The sequence below is a fragment of the Bordetella avium genome (assembly GCF_034424645.1).
Lineage (GTDB): Bacteria > Pseudomonadota > Gammaproteobacteria > Burkholderiales > Burkholderiaceae_B > Bordetella > Bordetella avium.
On record NZ_CP139969.1, the window covers coordinates 1,012,600 to 1,029,391 of the forward strand.

Sequence of the window (16,792 nt, forward strand, 5' to 3'; positions counted from 1 at the left end):
CCATGATTATGTCGGCATCAATGGAGTTCGGCAGTGGAGGCGAAGCGGATGATTTTTCCAGCTCGCAACGCTTTCAGGACGTCAAGAACCAGGTGTACGAACACCTGTTGTCGCGTATAGAAGAGTTGGGCGCAGAGTTCGGTCGCTGGAGCCGCACGGCTATCCAGGCGTTCGTCGAAATCGAGATTGCAGGTTTCGCACGCAGCCGCAGCGTGGCCATCAATGAGGCTGAGCTTGCGCACATCAGTTCTTCGCTGACCAAAAAGCTGGACGGTCTGGGTCCGCTCGAAGATTTGTTGTCAGATCCGGCGGTCGAGGATGTGCTGATCAACGGCTATAACAATGTTTCGTATCGCGTCGGGGCGTGCTTGCGCGCGAGGCGCTGCGTTTTGCCGACAACCAACATGTGCTGCGCACTGTGCGGCGGATTCTCGCGCCGCTAGGTCGGCGTCTGGACGAGTCCTGCCCCATGGTCGATGCGCGCCTGCTCAACGGTGGACGCCTGAACGTGGTGATCGAGCCCTTGGCCGTCGATGGTCCCATGGTGTCGATACGCAAGTTTCGCCAGGACCCGCTACGGCCAGCGGATCTGCTGGTGCTCGGCACCTTCAATGAAGAGAACCATCGCTTGCTCAACCTCGCTGTCAAGCATCGCTGTAATGTGCTCGTCTCGGGGGGCACTAGCTCCGGCAAGACCTCGCTCTTGAATGCACTGGCCTTTTCCATCCCCGAGAGCGAGCGCGCGGTGACGGTGGAAGACACTGCCGAACTCTCGCTCAACCCCCCGCATGTCGTGCGTCTTGAATCACGCCAGGAGGAGTGACGGTGCAGGGGGCGTCACGATTCGCGAGCTTATCAGGAACAGCCTGCGCATGAGGCCCGATCGCGTCATGGTCGGAGAGGTCCGTGGCGCCGAGGTGATGGACATGTTGCAGGCCATGAATACCGGCCACGAGGGTTCTATGGCGACCATACACGCCAACTCGCCACGCGAATGTTTGTATCGCATCGAGAGGCTGGCCGGGTTTGCCGGCTTTCAGGGCAGTGAGGACAGTCTGGGGCGGCAGATCGCCAGTGCGCTGGATTTCATCATCCAGATCGGCCGGCTGCCCAATGGCAAGCGGCGCATCATTTCCGTGACTGAAATCACGGGAGTCGGGGACAAGGTTATCGCCACCCAGGAGCTTTATCGCTACGAGTCATACCTGACACTTGATGGTGAAGACAAAGACAACTGGGTCAGCCTGGGGATCAACCCCCACACCCCCAAGCTTGCGCGCGCCTGGGCGGAAATGCGCTCGGCGCTCGCTTCGGAAAACGACGGCGCGCCGGACTCCGGAAGCGGGAGTTTTTGGAGTAGAAGACGATGATCATGGCGGCATTGGCGCTTCTTACCGCGGCGATTCTGTTGGTGGCGGCCGCCTATCTGATGTTGCGCAGGGCCAGCGCGGGAGATCGGCGCAACGCCTCCTCAGCCTTTCTATCTTCGCGCCTGAATCGGGCAGAAGCGGGGAGTCAGGAGCGGGCCTTGCTGCGTCCTATCCGCATGGGCGTCAGCGCGTGGACTCGCACGCGGTTGCTGGCCGGGGAGCGCTCTGATAGCAAGCTTTACGCCATCCTTTTTTTGCCGCCCATTCTGGCAGGCTTCCTGGCTTGGATACTGGCAGGTCCGGCTTCCGCACTTGCCGGTTTTCTGCTTCTGTTCGTGTTGGGCCTGTTCCGGATTTGGCGTCAGGCCGGCGAGCGGCGTCAGCGCATGATTAAGCAACTGCCCGATTTTATCGATGGCGTGGTGCGGCTGATTACGATCGGCAATAGCGTCAATGCGGCGTTTCAAGGAGCCATGACGAGTATTGATGATCCTTTGCTCGAGGTGCTTCAGCGTGCTGAAGCCTTGATGCGTTCGGGCAAGGATCTGGACAGCGCCTTGCTCAAGGTTTCGCGTCAGTACGGTCTGCAGGAACTGTATTTGGTCTCCTCCGTGATTTCGCTCGCGCTGCGCTTTGGCGGCCGCAGCGATCTGGTTCTCGAACGTATGGCGGCCTTCATGCGTGATCTGGAGCTGGCCCGTGAAGAGCTGATTGCGCTGTCGGCGGAAGTGCGCATGTCGGTTTGGATACTGTCGTTGCTTCCTATCGGGCTGGGTTTGTTCATTATTGTGTTCAACAACGATCTCTTCATGGGCATGTGGCGTGATCCGCTGGGTTTCAAGATGTTGATCGGCGGTGCGATGTTGCAGGTGGTCGGCACCTATCTGTTGTTTCGCATGGCGCGTGGCGTATGAGGATGTGCTCATGGAAAGCATGCTGAATGATCCGCAGGCGCGTTGGCTTTTTTATCGGGGCCGTGGTGGCAATGATGCTGGGCTGTCTCATCGTCAGCATGGCCGTGTTTCGGCGTATAGGCTTTCATGGCCGTCATCGCGCCGTTGTCGACTGGGCTCTGGCGGCGCGCGACGGCACCATCGCGCAGGCCAGAAGGGTCCGTAGGGGCCCGACAGCGGGCGGCCGCCGTGACGCAGGCCGCTAGTTCCGCGGGCTTGAAACTCGGCCAGGGAAAGCTGGGCGAGTCGCTGTTGGCGGCGGGGCGGTCGGACTACGAGGGCGCAGTAGATGCCCTGGCGCGTGCGGTACGTCTGCGTCCCACCGACGCGCAGTATCTGGGTGATCTGGGGTATGCCTTGTTGCGGACGGGAGATCTGCAGGGCGCCCGCCTGCTGCTGGGGCAGGCAGCAGAACTTGATCCTGGCAATGCCCGCATTCTCGGTAATCTGGCTTTGTTGCTGGTATTGCAAGGTGAAGATCACAGCGCCCAGGAAATCATGACGCGCGGTCAGTTGAGCCCTCAGGCGCGGGACCGCGTTTATCGTCTGGCGGCGGAAATCCGTCGGCCGCTGTCCAGCCAAGAGCCTGCGGCGATGGCTGACGCCGGCCGACCCCTTGTCAGGGCGAGTCCCGCAGGCCCGCTTCCTACGCTACAACGCCCGATGCTGGAGGGGCTGACCAATCCTCGGCTTGTGCAGTAAGGCTTTCGGAGCTAACCACATGTCTCTATCGCTGAAATACTGCTTGTTGCCCGCCCTCATGCTGTGCGCCGCGCTCAGGCGCAAAACCAAGGGCCGCTGACGGCTGCAATGGCCGTGAAAGCCGAAAGGGCCGAGACATCGGCGCCGGCCGCAACCGCTGTGCTGCGTCAGGTTGAGGCAGCACCTCCCGAAGCGGCGCCGCCTTTTGTCGGGCAGGGGCCAGGCGACGTGACACGGGCTTTGTTGGCTGCGCAGGCTGATGACGGGCGTCGGGTGGGGTCCGGTCTGCCCTTGCAGGGGCCGCTGGTCACGGCAGCCTGGCGCCCTTATCTCAAGAGCTTCGATCACCCCTTGCCCCCGTGGTTTGACACCCGTTCAGCGAGCGGCGACAGCGGCGGCATGGCCCAATAGGCATGATATGAACGCGCGCGCAGGCTTTGCGTCAACGGGGCTCCATTCTGGTGCCAGCCGCGCTCATTATCTTGATCGGCATGGTACTGCTTGGCGGTGCGCAGTTCGGTTATTTTTACTACGTCAAACGCGAGTTGCAGAAGACGGCCGATCTGGTTGCGCTGACGGCGGTTAAGGTCATTGACGGCAGCGCGGCTTCCTGCGCCTTCGCCGATCTGACAGCCAAGGCCAATGTGAAGCAAAACCTGAGTGCCTACCATACCGCCTTGAACACACCGTCGGTGCAGTGTTACCGCTGGGACCCCGCCAACGTTGCGCTGTCTCCCCGCGATATCCGCGCAGCCACCTCGGGAGAGCGCATCAACGCCGTCCAGGTGATATTGACATTGCCCGTGTCATCCTTGCTTCCCTTCAGTACGTCGCGCAGCCTAAGCGCCGAGGCGGTCGCAGCGTGGGCGGCTGATCCTGTCGCCGCGTTCTGGGTGCGCATGGCGGGACGTTGTTTCTTGATGAAATTGGAGATTTGCTGCTTTATCAGCAGGCGCAAACTACTGCGTGTGCTGGAACAAAGCACGGTGACGCGCCTGGGGTCTTCCAGCGAAATCCCGGTCAGTTTCCGCCTAGTGGCCGCGACGAACAAAGACCTGCGTGTATTGGTAGCCAATGGTGAGTTTCGCGCTGACCTCTATTACCGGCTTGCGGTCATCGAGCTGCGTATTCCTAATCTGGAAGCGCGCGGAGCCGCAGAAAAGCGTGCGCTGTTCCGTGCGCTGTCACGCCAGCACGGTGTGGCCGATGTGTAGATTTAAAAAAAGCCTATTCGATGGGCGTTCTACGTAAGAACGCCGATGCGAATACCGTTCATTAATTGCTATAGTTCGGGACTCACCGCATAGGGGAAGGAATGAATATCGATATCCTGGGGAAGAGCTTGCACTGGGCGACGGCCGCTCCGATGCTTTCCTCCTTGGCTGCCTGCGCCACCGTTCAACCCGAGCGCCCGGTCGTGCAGCAGATCGAGAGCAAGGGCGCCGAGCCCGTTACCCCGCCGGCGGCCGCGCAGGCCGCGCCGGTTGCGCCGTGCGCCAATTCCACCGCTACCGAGTTGCAGAATCTGATTCAGGCTCGGCAGGTATCGGAGTTGCGCACCGCTTATAACGGCAGCTATGGCGCCAGCCTGCTGTTTCGCCCCGAGGATCAAAGCTATTTTGTCGCGCTGTTCCAGCAAAAAGACTTCTGGCGCGTGATCAAGACAAACTCTGCCAGCCAGGCCGAAACCGCCTATCGTTCCTTCGTTGCGCGCTCCGCTGAGCTGGCCGAGATCGAAATACGGCGTATTCAGTTGCAGGCGCAGTATGCCCAGGCGGAGCAGCAGCTTGCAGCCCGCAGTGCTGAGTTGGCGGCTTTGCAGGCGGATCAGGCACTGCGCCAGGCACAGGAAGAAGCGGTCGCAGCGCGTCAGGCTCAGTCACGCCAGGAAGCCCAGGTGCTCGGCGAGCAAAACCAAGACCTGCGAGAGCAGTTGCGCGCTTTGCAACGCCAGATCGATGCCTTGCAGGCTGAACAGATGCGCGTGAATAATGCGCGCCGCAGATAGCCAGTCAAGTCCGGCCTTGGCGCCGGTTTACCACCCGCCATTTCTGGCGGGACTTTTCCCTTATTTTTTATCGGCCGGATTCGGTATCTGTTGTCCGCGATGGCGCTGAAAGTATTTGATCTCGAGTGCGAGCATGGTCATTTGTTCGAAGGTTGGTTTTCGTCTCATGACGATTACGATGCCCAACACAATCGTGGCCTGCTGTCCTGTCCCGTATGCGCATCCCGCAGCATCGTCAAGCGTCTGTCCGCTCCGCGGCTGAACGTGGCGCATCTGCATCAGCCGTCTGCGCAGACTTCTCCTCAGGCCCTGCAGGCCGAGGCGCTGCGTCAGATGCGTAAATGGGTGAGCCAGACGGAAAATGTCGGGCCGGCCTTCGCTGTCGAAGCACGTCGTATCCATGAGGGCGAGGCGGCTGTACGGCCCATCCGTGGCACCGCCACCCCTGAGGAACGCGCCGAGCTGGCCGACGACGGCATCCATGTCTTGCCACTGCCCAGCTTTCTGGATGACGACAGCCTGCAATAGCTAGGCGGCGTCTTTACGGGAATACCCGGGTGGACAGGAAATCGATCAGGGCTCGCAGCTTGGGTGATGGATGTTTGTTGGCTGGCCATAACACGTTGAAAACGCCGCTGCGCTCCACATGGTCGGCCAGGATAATGCGCAAATCGCCATTCGTCAGCGGCTGGCGGACGGCGAAGTCGGGTAGATAGGCGATGCCCAGGCCCTGCAGGGCGAAGCACAACCGGGTCTCGATGTTGTTGCAGATCATCGAAGTCGGGAGGGTGAGCGCGGGCGCATTAGCGGTGAGCCGCAATGCCCAGGTCTCCAGCTTGCCGGTGTTTGGGATACGGTAGTGCAGACAACTGTGCTGCAAGAGGTCTTGCGGCGTGGCAGGCGTGCCTCGCCTTGCCAGGTACTCGGGCGAGGCCACGACCAGAAAACGGAAGGTGCCTAGCTTGCGTGCCGACAAACGCGAGTCCTTGGGCGCTCCGGCTCTGACGACTGCGTCAAATCCCTCTTCGATCACATCGACGCTTCTGTCGGTGAAGTCCAGATCCAGTTCAATGTCTGGATATTGGCGCATGAAGTCGCCCAGCACGGGCAGCACCAGGGAGCTGACCAGCGGCAGGCTGACGCGCAGGCGGCCGCGAGGCAGGGCACTGGCCTGAGACAGCTCGGTTTCTGCGGCTTCGATTTCGCTGAGAATGCGGCGGCAGCGTTCCAAAAATAGCACGCCTTCGGCGGTCAGTGTGATGCTGCGCGTGCTGCGATGAAACAGACGTACCCCGAGCTTTTCTTCTAGCCGCGCCACGCTTTTGCCGACGGCCGAGGCCGAGATGCCGAGCAGGCGCGCAGCAGTGACAAAGCTGCGCGTTTCGGCAACCTGCACAAACACCACAAACCCGCTGAGACTATCCATGTCGCGACCTTATTCAGGACTATGTAGTCCGTAGTTAAAGGAACTGTACCCTGCTTTTTCTTTAATGCTGCGAGCCCTATTGTGACGGCACTTTCGAGACATGGCGGGGGCGTTATGAGGGTTGCTGTTTTTTTTGCGGGGTATTGCGATCAGAATCCGCGAGGGTTTTTTTCAGGTGAGGGAGGGGCAATGATGCGTCCAGAACGCCTTCCTATTGGTGCTTTGCTGGCTTTGGCGATGGCCGCTTTCCTCACCATTCTTACCGAGGCCTTGCCGGCAGGTTTGTTGCCGCAAATGGCGCGAGACCTGGCCGTCTCCGAAGCGTGGGTCGGCCAGACGGTCACCATTTACGCCATGGGTTCCCTCGTGGCGGCTATCCCGCTGACTGCCGTGACGCAAGGGATACGGCGTCGTCCCTTGTTGCTGGCAGCCATTGGCGGCTTTGTGGTCGCCAACACGGTCACTACGCTGTTTGTCAGCTATATGACCATCATGGTGGCGCGTCTGCTTGCGGGTGTCAGCGCCGGTTTGCTATGGGCGCTGCTGGCGGGTTATGCGGCCCGAATGGTATCGCCGCATCAGCGCGGGCGAGCCATCGCTATCGCGATGCTAGGGGCGCCGCTGGCCTTGTCGCTCGGCGTTCCGGCCGGAACCCTGTTGGGGCAATGGGTGGACTGGCGTATCTGCTTTGGGGCAATGAGCGTGCTGGCCCTCATGCTCATGTTGTGGATACGCGTGCAGCTTCCTGACTTTCCCGGGCAGGGGGCCGGCCGCCGCCTGCCCTTGGGAGCCGTGCTGTGTCTGCCTGGCGTGCGTTCGGTGTTGTTCGTCGTCCTGGCTTTTGTGCTTGCGCATAACATCCTCTACACCTATATCGCGCCGTTTTTGGTTTCGCAGGGCATGGCCGGGCGCGCAGGCCTGGTTTTGCTGGTGTTTGGACTGGCCTCGCTGCTCAGCATCTGGATCATCGGTGCGCGGATCGACCGACATCTTCGCGGCCTTACGCTGGCCAGCACGGCCTTATTCGGATTGGCTGCGCTGATGCTGGGGGTGGCGGGGGGAGCGCCGGCCCTGATTTACCTGGCCGTGGCGGTATGGGGGCTGGCCTTCGGCGGCGCGGCAACTTTGTTTCAGACTGCTTTGGCTCAAGCGGCGGGCGATGCGGCGGATGTTGCCCAATCCATGCTGGTCACGGCCTGGAATGTGGCGATTGCGGGCGGCGGGTTGGCGGGAGGCCTGTTGCTTGAGCGCCTGGGCGTGGCTGCGTTTTCGCCCGCGCTGCTGCTGTTGTTGATCCTGGCCTGGATGAGGATCTGGGCGGGGCGTCATCACGCTTTTCCCGCGGCGCGCATCTGATGCCGTCGTTGCAATCGAGGGTTTCTCAGCTATCTCATCATTTCTGATACTGGGAGTTCTGAAGTCTGATGGTCCCGTTTGCTGCGCAAACTGAGTCTCCCAAAATTCCAAAACGGACACAAGCATGCGAGCGAGCCAATATGGATTGCTGGTGGAGGCCATGATGTTGACCCCATGTCTGGCGTTTGCGGCGCCGGGTCCGCAAGACAGCACATTGACGTTGAGCGGCCTGGTTGATATGGGCTTCAGCTATCTTCAGGGTGCTGACAACAGCCGTCTCACGACGCGCAGCGGCGGCCAGTCCGCCTCCCGCATCACGCTATCTGGCAGCGAAGGCCTGGGGGGCGGCTGGATGGCCGCCTTCAGGCTGCAAGACGTCTTTAACGCGGGCAATGGCAAAAGCCTGATCGATGGGCGTCTATTCAATAGCGTGTCCTGGCTGTCGTTTTCCGGGCCACCGGGAGAGTTGCGTCTTGGCCGCCAGCCGGTGTTGGGCAGTCAGTGGGGCAGCTTCGATGAAGGCTTCGACGGCGGATGGGGCGGCGCAGGTGACAGCATCATACCGACCGGGCATGGCGACACCGGCCGCGCCGCCCGGATGAATCAGTCGGTCATCTACTACTCGCCGGCGCTGGCGGGCTTCAAGGCGGCGGCGGGCTACAGTTTTCGTGTCGGGGACGGCGACACCACCTAAACCGACAGCATGGGCAGGCCACTGAAGAATCCCAATGACCGTGTTTTCACGGCGGGTCTGCAATACGCCAAAAACGAATGGACAGCCGGGTTGACCCTCGATGGCCTGATCCCTGAAGGGCAGGACCGCCGCCGCACCCGTAACTGGCAGACCGGCGTGGCCTATGCGACCGACAATTTCGGGTGGAGTGTGAACTACGGCTTGCTGGTCAACCCTAATCGGGGGCCTGCCAAGGATCGCCGCCGCTCCTCGGCCTTCATCGCCGGCGCGCATTACCGCATGACCTCGAATGGCATACTGCGGCTCGCGGTGCAGCGATCCGTGGGCATTGAGCTCAAGAGCGTCGCGTTAGGGTATCAATATGACCTATCCAAACGTAGCAATCTCTATGTCTATGCCATCCAGCGCAGTGGCGGCATCTTGTCGCGCCGAGTCATCGCGCTGGGCATGCGGCATCGCTTTTAGTTAAGCGCAGCAAACGCGGCAAGGCGGTGGTTGCGGTTTGGCCGCCGTTTGGCTGCGAATCGATCGCTTTTTACGGGGCGATGGCTAGGCTTGCTGGCGCGTGGCGGCAAGGACGATCTCGCGTATGCACACCCCCTCCGGCTGCGAATAGGCATAATAGACCGCGTTGGCCACGTCCTCGGCAGACAGCACCTTGCCGCCTATTTCCCGCTTCCAGGCCTCATAACTGGTCTTGATGTTTTCGTCGGTGGTGTGTCCCAGCAGCTCGGTTTCTACCGCGCCCGGCGCAATCGTCGTCACACGCACATTATGTACGGACAGTTCCTCACGCAGGTTCTCCGACAGACCATGAACGGCGAACTTGCTGCCGACATAGGCGACGTGGTTGGGGAAGGTCTTGCGGCCCGCCACTGAGCTGATATTGATGATGCTGCCGCGCCTGCGCTCGGTCATGCCCTTGGCCACGGCATGCGCGCCGTTGAGCACCCCTTTGACATTCACATCCAGCATGCGGTCCCACTGCTCCGGGTCCTGGTTCGTGATCTCGCCCAGTAGCATGACGCCCGCGTTGTTAACGATGGCGTCGGCCGGGCCAAAGCGTTTTTCGCCTTCCTGTACCGCAGCGACCAAGGCGGCGCGATCGGTCACATCCACAGACAACACGCAGGCATTGGGCAGGCTCAGCGCCTGCATCTTCTCGAGCCGTCGGGCCAGTAACAGCAGGGGATGGCCCCATGATGAAAACAAACGGGCCGTGGCCAGGCCTATGCCGGAGCTCGCGCCCGTAATGACAATCAATGGCTTGCGGATAGTGCTCATGACAGCTCCCTCAATAAAGAACTTTCACAGATGGCTTGTTGCCGATGAGAGCCGATCTCAGGGCGATACCGCCATGAAAAGCGTGGATTTTTCTCTCCCGGATGTACAACTTAGGGATTTACATGGAAGAAGGCAATCTCCACGTGCAGCCGCTGCCTGAAGCAGGACGGCAAGGCCGGTGTGCTTGTGTCCATGCCGTGGGGGCAGCGCAACATAAAAAAAGCCCGCCGAGCTATCGGCGGGCTTTTGGGCAACCGGCTTTGCAGCTTAGTTGACGCGGCTACGGTACTCGTTGGTACGCGTATCGATTTCGATCTTGTCGCCGATGGCGCAGAACAGCGGCACTTGCAGTTCGTAGCCGGTGTTGATCTTGGCAGGCTTGAGCACCTTGCCCGAGGTGTCGCCACGCACAGCCGGCTCGGTGTAGGTGATTTCGCGGACCAGGATAGTCGGCAGTTCGACCGAGATGGCGCGGCCGTCATAGAACACCACTTCGACCGGCATGGCTTCTTCGAGGTAGTTCAGGGCATCGCCCATGCTATCGGCCTCGATTTCATACTGGTTGTAGTCGGCATCCATGAAGACATACATCGGGTCGCCGAAGTAGGAGTAGGTGCACTCCTTGCGCTCGAGCATAACGATGTCGAATTTTTCGTCAGCCTTGTAGACGGACTCGCTGGCCGAACCGGTAAGCAGGTTCTTGAACTTCAGCTTGACCACGGCGGCGTTACGGCCGGACTTGTTGTATTCGGTCTTTTGGACCACGAGCGGGTCCTTGCCAACCATCACCACGTTGCCGACTCGCAATTCCTGAGCGGTTTTCATCGATTAAAACTCCGGGGGGTAAAGTACGCGCTCGCCGTGCGTGCGCGCGGAGTTGTTCTCGTGCGCGCCCCGGGAGGCTGTCAAAAAAGGTCAGTTACGCTGGCGCAGTGCGCACCAGCATACGTATAGAAAACTCTCTATTCTATCGCGTCTTAGCCAAGTCCGCGCAGAAATCCACCAGTGCGTCCCCCAAATCCGGGCGTGCAGCGAAGCCCGCGTCCCAGTCGCGAGCGGCTTGTTTCCACTGCTCCCAAGCCCTGCCTTCCAGCGCTGCGTGCAAGGTATCCGGCCAGCGTGCGCTGCCAGTCTCCTGATTCCAGAGAGAGAATAGCGCACGGGCGGCGGGTGGCGCCGGATAGCGCGCCAGCCAGGCGTTGAGCTTTTCCAGGTGGGCATTTTCTTCTTGCGGATAAATCTGCCAAACCAGCGGACGCGCGGCCCAGGCCGCACGCACAAAGGAGTCTTCGCCGCGTACGAAGTTGAGGTCGGCGCACCAAAGTAGGCGGTCGAAGTCAGGCTGCGCCACGAAAGGAATGCGGGCGATCTGCAGGCCAGGGGTAGAGGCCAGCCCTGGCGCCACGCCTTCCGGCACGATCAAGAGGGTGGTTTGCCGGCTCAGCGCTTGGGCCAGTTCGAGATAGGGGGCTTGCGGATAGCAGAACAGGGTCAGTGTGCGGCTGTCCGCATCGCGGCGCGTCACGCCCAGGCGGCGCAGGAAGGCATCCTGAGCGGGGCGGCTGGCCTGTAAGGCATCGCGCTCCTGACTCAGGCCAGGCTCTCGTATCAGACCGCCTGTCGCGGGCGTGAAGCCCGGAAAGAAAAAATGCTTCACCAGGCCATCCGCGCGTTGCGAAGGCAGGCCGTGACAGGTCTCCACCCAGGCTTCGGCGCTCAGGTATTCCAGGTTGATCCACACGGGCGGACGCTTGCGCATCGCGGCCAGAAAAAGGGCGGGCGGATCACAGGCAAAGGCTTCGATCACTACATCGCCTGGCTCCAGTTCCGTGAGATCGTTCCAATCGACGATGTCGATTTGCTGAACGCGCTGCCGCGCCAGGGCGGGATCAACCTCGGCCTGTAGGCGCGCGAACGCATGGAGATCGTCCACCCAGAGGCGAACCTGCCAGCCATGCCCTTGGCTCAGGCGGCGAGCCAGACGCCAGCACACGCCGATATCGCCGAAGTTATCGACGACACGGCAGAAAATATCGGCTCGCATGCGCGTATCAGTGGAATTGGGCCGGAGCGGCCTCGGCGTTTTCCGGCAGTTCGGCGTGGACCAGCACGCCCAGCGGATCGGGGAAATACGGCGCGCCGCAGTCTTCGCAGAACTCCACCTGCAGGCGGCCGGGAATACGGCGGACTTCGGCCACGCCGAGCTCCTTTAGCAGCGCAGCGATCACGGATTCCGCAGCATTGTCTTCGTCGGCAGTCTGTTCTTCTTCGCGGCCATAAATAGGCCAGACGCAGCCGTAATACACGTCGTTGCTATGGCGGGGCGTGAAACCGATGCGGTATTCCTCGGTGTGGCTTTCACCGCAGGCCGCGATGACGGCTCGCAACTGACTGGCGGGCATATTGATGGCGCCTTCCAGCCACGAAAGGGCGGCGCGCAAGGACAGGGGACGGACACGCCGGTCTGCCTCGCGATTGCTAACGTAATAGGCGTCCGGCAGCAGGCATTCCAGACCGCAGCCAGGTAGCAGCCCAGCCAGTGTGGGCAGGGCCTGCTCCGACCAGCGGGCCAGGCAGGCGTCGCGATTGGCGTCCTCTGGGGATTCCTGCCAGCGAAAGAGGGCGCTCTGTTCGGGCACGGCCACGGCAGCAACCAGATAGCGCGTGTCGGCCAACATATTGGCTGTCTCGGCTTCGGCGTTGATGATAGGGCGGGCCGGCGCGGCTCCCAAAGCCTGGTTGGCCAGGCGCTGCATCCATTGTGCTGTCTCGGCAAAGGTGCGCGGCATCTGATCGATGCTGACCAGATGCGGCAGCAGGGCGACACGGGCGTCTGCGGCCAGGATATGGCCGTGCAATTGCGCCAGCAGCGCTTCTTGCGCAGCGGCGGGAATCGGGCCTGTCGGGATGGCATAGCGCGTCCACGCCACAATCGGTGCGACGAGTAGCAGCACGTCGTAGCGTAGGCCGTTTTTCTCGACCTTCATCGACTCCGAGAGGGTTTCTGCTTGCTCTATGAGCACTTCGTAGGCGCCGATATCTTGCTGGGCCAGATGGTCCAGTGCCGCCTCGAGCGGACCATCGCTGCCAGGACGCAGCAGCTTGCCGATCGCTTCGGCGAGCAGGGCTTCCCAATACAGATCTTCGACCCGGCTGCCCGAGCGGTGCAGGGCCTGGGCAAGACTGATCAAGCGGGTCGCATCGCGGGGCAAACGAGAAGCGGTGGTGCTGCGTGTACGGGCCATGACGTTGAAGGGTCAAAAGATGCGTAACCGCGTAGTTTACCTCCCCTCGGCGTATGCAGCGTGGAATTGTTGTCGGTTTAGGAATAGATCATAAATAAACAGGGTATTTATTGCTAAAGTCAGTGCGATCACAATAACAACATCATTTTGTTGGAGGAAAAGCCATGTCCTGGCCTGTGCTCTTCGTTTCCCACGGATCGCCCATGCTCGCGGTGGACCCTGGCCGCACTGGCGCTGTCCTGGCCCAATGGTCTGCCCGTCAAGCGGGCAAACCTAGCGGCATTCTGGTGGTTTCGCCTCATTGGATGGGGCAGGGGCTGGCCGTGTCTACGCGCGATCGCCAGATCGCCTGGCACGATTTTGGCGGCTTCCCGCCCGAACTCTATGCCTTGCAATACAGCCCGCCCGGCTCGCCTGCGTTGGCCGCCCGCGTGCGTGAGGCGCTGGCCGCGTCCTCGGTCGATGCGGTGGATGACCCCCGCCGTCCGCTGGATCACGGCGCCTGGGTGCCGCTGCGCTACCTGTATCCGCAGGCGGATGTGCCTGTGGTACAGCTCTCCCTGGATGCCGGACGCGATGCCCGGGCGCAATATGAGCTAGGCCGCGCGCTGGCGCCCTTACGGGAGCAGGGCGTGCTGATTATCGGCTCGGGTTCTTTGACCCATAATCTGCGCGACGTGCGCATGCCGCAAACGGCGCCGCCTGCGCCCTATGTCACGGCCTTCCAGCAATGGTTCGCGCAGCATCTGGAAACGGAAAATCTGGATGCCTTGTTCGATTGGCAGGTGCGCGCGCCGGGCGCCCACCAGGCCCATCCGCATGACGATCATCTGATGCCGCTGTATGTGGCGCTCGGTGCGGGCGGCATGCCTGCGCAGCGGCTGAACGATGAGGTGACCTACGCGGCGCTGGCGATGGACGCCTATCAGTTTGGCGTTTAGTTCACGGCGGCATGGGGCCGCACTTGAAAACGCCCCGGACGCTGGTATCCAGCGTCCGGGGCGTTGATCGCAGCTCGGGCGCAGCCGGGTCAGTCGGCCAGCAATTGACGCAGCACGAAGGGCAGAATGCCGCCGTGCAGGTAGTAGTCCACCTCGATCGGCGTATCGATGCGCAACAGCAGAGTGACTTGCTGTGTGCTGCCGTCGTGGCGGTGAATGGTCAGCGTGACATCTTGCATGGGCTTGATCCCGTTTTCCAGGCCCGAGATATCAAAGGTTTCATCGCCCTTGATGCCCAGCGACTGCGCGCTGTCGTCGCCCTTGAATTGCAGGGGCAGCACGCCCATGCCGACCAGATTGCTGCGATGAATGCGCTCGAAGCTGCGGGCGATGACGGCTTTCACGCCTAGCAATTGCGTGCCCTTGGCCGCCCAGTCGCGCGAAGAACCTGTGCCGTATTCTTCACCGCCGAACACCACGGAGGGGGTGCCCTGGCTGACATAGGCCATGGCCGCGTCATAGATGGACATCTGCTCGCCCGAGGGCTGCAACAGCGTCTCGCCGCCTTCGAAGCGGCTGCCGTCGGCGCGCGGCGGAATCATTAGGTTCTTGATCCGCACGTTGGCGAAGGTGCCGCGCATCATGATTTCATGGTTGCCGCGGCGCGAGCCATAGCTGTTGAAATCGGCTTTTTGCACGCCATGTTCTTTGAGCCACTTGCCTGCGGGTGAGGTTTCCTTAATGGAGCCGGCCGGTGAAATGTGGTCGGTCGTGACTGAGTCGCCGAAAATGCCCAGCGCGCGCGCGCCCTTGATCACCGGGATCGACCCCGGCGTCATGCTGAAATCCTGGAAGAAGGGCGGTTCGGCGATATAGGTCGAGGCGGGCCAGTTATAGGTCTCGCCCGTGACGCCTTGGATGTTCTCCCACAATTTGCCCGGCTTGCTCTTGACCTGGCTGTAGTTCTCCTTGAACACCTCGGGGTTCATGGCGTACTTCAGCAGTGCGTCGATTTCCTCTGTCGAGGGCCAGATATCGCCCAGCCAGACATCGCCATTTTTGCCTCGGCCCACGGGCTCGGTCATCAGGTCGCGGGTGATGGTGCCGGCCAGCGCGTACGCGACGACCAGCGGCGGCGAGGCCAGGAAGTTGGCCTTGATGTTCGGGTGAATGCGGGCTTCGAAGTTGCGGTTGCCAGACAACACGGCCGCGCACACGAGGTCATTGTTGACGATGGCCTCGTTGAGGTCGGGCGTGAGATCGCCGGCGTTGCCGATGCAGGTGGTGCAACCATAGGCCGCAACGTCAAAACCCAGCTTCTCCAGGTAGGGCAGCAGGCCTGTCTTGGTCAGGTATTCGGTCACCACGCGCGATCCGGGGGCCAACGAGGTTTTGATGTGCTTGGGCACCTTCAGGCCGGCTTCGACGGCCTTCTTGGCCAACAGGCCGGCGGCCAGCAGCACGCTCGGGTTGGAGGTGTTGGTGCAAGACGTAATGGCGGCAATCAGGATGTCGCCATTCTTGATTTTGGTGCCCTTGCTGGTCGGGAACACTTCGGCCAGCTTTGCCGCCGGCTGGTTGAAGCCGTTTTCGGACACCGGTTTGGAGAACAGGTCGATGAAGGTGTTTTTGACCTTGCCGATTTCGATGCGGTCTTGCGGGCGCTTGGGGCCGGCAAGCGAGGGGGTCACCGTAGAAAGATCCAGCGTCAGCAGCTTGCTGTAGCCGATATCCTTGGCCTTGGGCACGCCGAACATCTTCTGGGCTTTGAAATAGGCCTCGAAGGCGGCGATTTCCTCTTCGCTGCGGCCAGTGCCCTTGAAATAATCGATAGTGCGCTCGTCGACCGGGAAAAAGCCCATCGTCGCCCCGTATTCGGGGGCCATGTTGCCGATAGTGGCGCGGTCGGTCACCGACAGGCTGGCGGTGCCCGGGCCGCAGAACTCGACGAATTTGCCCACCACCTTCTCGCGGCGCAGCATTTCGGTAATTGTCAGCACCAGGTCGGTGGCCGTCACGCCGCCACGCAACTGCCCCTTGAGTTCGACGCCCACCACATCCGGTGTCAGGAAATAAACCGGCTGACCCAGCATACCGGCCTCGGCTTCAATGCCGCCCACGCCCCAGCCCACCACGCCAATGCCGTTGATCATGGTGGTGTGGCTATCGGTGCCTACCAGCGAGTCGGGGTAATAGACGCCGGTTTTTTTATCCTGGTGCACGCCGCGCGCCAGGTATTCGAGGTTGACCTGGTGCACGATGCCGAATCCCGGCGGCACGACGCCAAAGGTGTCGAAAGCCTGCATGCCCCATTTCATGAACTGGTAGCGCTCGCGATTGCGCTGGAACTCCAGCTTCATGTTCAGATCGAGCGCCTGCTTGGTGCCGAAATAGTCGATCATGACCGAGTGATCTACGACCAGATCCACCGGCACCAGCGGTTCGATGCGCTTGGGCGACTTGCCCATTTTTTCGGCGACCGAGCGCATGGCCGCAATATCGGCAAGCAGCGGTACGCCGGTGAAATCCTGCAGCACTACACGGGCGACCACAAAAGGGATTTCGTCTTCGCGGTGTGCATTGGGCTGCCAATTGGCCAATTGGCGGACATGGGCTTCGGTGACTTTTTGGCCATCACAGTTGCGCAGCACGGACTCCAGCACGATACGGATGGATACCGGCAGGCGAGAAACATCAATGCCCAGCGATTTGCCCAGTGCCGGCAATGAGTAGTACTGACAGGTATTCTTCCCGATCTTGAAGGTCTTCAGGGTGTCGAGCGTATTGTGCGGCATGACGAACTCCGGTTGTGT

The 16,792-nt window shown here is 61.2% G+C and carries 13 protein-coding genes and 4 pseudogenes; 11 read left to right on the plus strand and 6 right to left on the minus strand.

Annotation, left to right across the window (positions count from 1 at the left end; all coding sequences use genetic code 11):
• Positions 1-2 precede the first annotated feature (2 nt).
• The 8 genes and pseudogenes from U0029_RS04815 (at position 3) to U0029_RS04850 (ending at position 5,561) form a co-directional block, all read left to right on the plus strand.
• Positions 3-1,370, plus strand: a pseudogene (locus tag U0029_RS04815) (CpaF family protein).
• Positions 1,367-2,284 (plus strand): type II secretion system F family protein, encoded by a 918-nt coding sequence (locus tag U0029_RS04820; RefSeq protein WP_012418184.1) that lies wholly within the window; start codon positions 1,367-1,369, stop codon positions 2,282-2,284. The pseudogene U0029_RS04815 and the gene U0029_RS04820 overlap by 4 nt, the downstream one beginning before the upstream one ends.
• Before the next feature lie 228 nt (positions 2,285-2,512).
• Positions 2,513-3,025 (plus strand): tetratricopeptide repeat protein, encoded by a 513-nt coding sequence (locus U0029_RS04825; RefSeq protein WP_049794161.1) that lies wholly within the window; start codon positions 2,513-2,515, stop codon positions 3,023-3,025.
• Positions 3,026-3,133: 108 nt separating this feature from the next.
• Positions 3,134-3,436, plus strand: a complete 303-nt coding sequence (locus U0029_RS04830) for a DUF3613 domain-containing protein (RefSeq protein ID WP_162790368.1) — start codon at positions 3,134-3,136, stop codon at positions 3,434-3,436.
• Between the two features lie 80 nt (positions 3,437-3,516).
• Positions 3,517-3,825 (plus strand): annotated as a pseudogene (locus tag U0029_RS04835) (TadG family pilus assembly protein); the annotation flags it as partial.
• 95 nt (positions 3,826-3,920) lie between these two features.
• Positions 3,921-4,233 (plus strand): annotated as a pseudogene (locus U0029_RS04840) (sigma 54-interacting transcriptional regulator); the annotation flags it as partial.
• A gap of 107 nt (positions 4,234-4,340) precedes the next feature.
• On the plus strand, positions 4,341-5,033 hold the full coding sequence (locus tag U0029_RS04845; protein ID WP_012418179.1) for a DUF2968 domain-containing protein: 693 nt from the start codon (positions 4,341-4,343) through the stop codon (positions 5,031-5,033).
• A 99-nt stretch (positions 5,034-5,132) separates the two neighbouring features.
• Positions 5,133-5,561, plus strand: a complete 429-nt coding sequence (locus tag U0029_RS04850) for a DUF1178 family protein (RefSeq protein WP_114852341.1) — start codon at positions 5,133-5,135, stop codon at positions 5,559-5,561.
• Positions 5,562-5,574: 13 nt separating this feature from the next.
• Here the strand turns inward: U0029_RS04850 and U0029_RS04855 are convergent, their stop codons facing one another.
• Positions 5,575-6,459, minus strand: coding sequence for a LysR family transcriptional regulator (locus tag U0029_RS04855; protein WP_114852342.1), 885 nt, complete (start codon positions 6,457-6,459; stop codon positions 5,575-5,577).
• Between the two features lie 189 nt (positions 6,460-6,648).
• Here U0029_RS04855 and U0029_RS04860 point away from each other — a divergent pair, with 189 nt between their 5' ends.
• Positions 6,649-7,815, plus strand: a complete 1,167-nt coding sequence (locus tag U0029_RS04860; protein ID WP_114852343.1) for an MFS transporter — start codon at positions 6,649-6,651, stop codon at positions 7,813-7,815.
• A 163-nt stretch (positions 7,816-7,978) separates the two neighbouring features.
• A pseudogene (locus tag U0029_RS04865) lies at positions 7,979-8,974 on the plus strand (porin).
• A gap of 84 nt (positions 8,975-9,058) precedes the next feature.
• On the opposite strand, the gene U0029_RS04870 reads toward U0029_RS04865, so the two are convergent.
• The 4 genes from U0029_RS04870 to U0029_RS04885 form a co-directional block, all read right to left on the minus strand.
• The gene (locus U0029_RS04870) at positions 9,059-9,793 is read right to left on the minus strand and encodes an SDR family oxidoreductase (RefSeq protein ID WP_211308645.1); all 735 of its coding nucleotides are present in this window, start codon (positions 9,791-9,793) and stop codon (positions 9,059-9,061) included.
• A 267-nt stretch (positions 9,794-10,060) separates the two neighbouring features.
• A complete protein-coding gene (gene efp / locus U0029_RS04875) occupies positions 10,061-10,618 on the minus strand; it encodes an elongation factor P (RefSeq protein WP_012418174.1) in 558 nt (185 codons plus the stop codon).
• A gap of 142 nt (positions 10,619-10,760) precedes the next feature.
• Positions 10,761-11,837, minus strand: coding sequence for an elongation factor P maturation arginine rhamnosyltransferase EarP (gene earP / locus U0029_RS04880; RefSeq protein ID WP_114852346.1), 1,077 nt, complete (start codon positions 11,835-11,837; stop codon positions 10,761-10,763).
• Positions 11,838-11,844: 7 nt separating this feature from the next.
• On the minus strand, positions 11,845-13,038 hold the full coding sequence (locus U0029_RS04885; RefSeq protein ID WP_012418172.1) for a DUF2863 family protein: 1,194 nt from the start codon (positions 13,036-13,038) through the stop codon (positions 11,845-11,847).
• A gap of 164 nt (positions 13,039-13,202) precedes the next feature.
• Between U0029_RS04885 and U0029_RS04890 the strand changes: the two genes are divergently transcribed.
• On the plus strand, positions 13,203-13,979 hold the full coding sequence (locus tag U0029_RS04890; RefSeq protein ID WP_114852347.1) for a DODA-type extradiol aromatic ring-opening family dioxygenase: 777 nt from the start codon (positions 13,203-13,205) through the stop codon (positions 13,977-13,979).
• A gap of 89 nt (positions 13,980-14,068) precedes the next feature.
• On the opposite strand, the gene acnA is transcribed toward U0029_RS04890, so the two are convergent.
• A complete protein-coding gene (acnA, locus tag U0029_RS04895) occupies positions 14,069-16,774 on the minus strand; it encodes an aconitate hydratase AcnA (protein WP_012418170.1) in 2,706 nt (901 codons plus the stop codon).
• Positions 16,775-16,792: the final 18 nt, after the last annotated feature.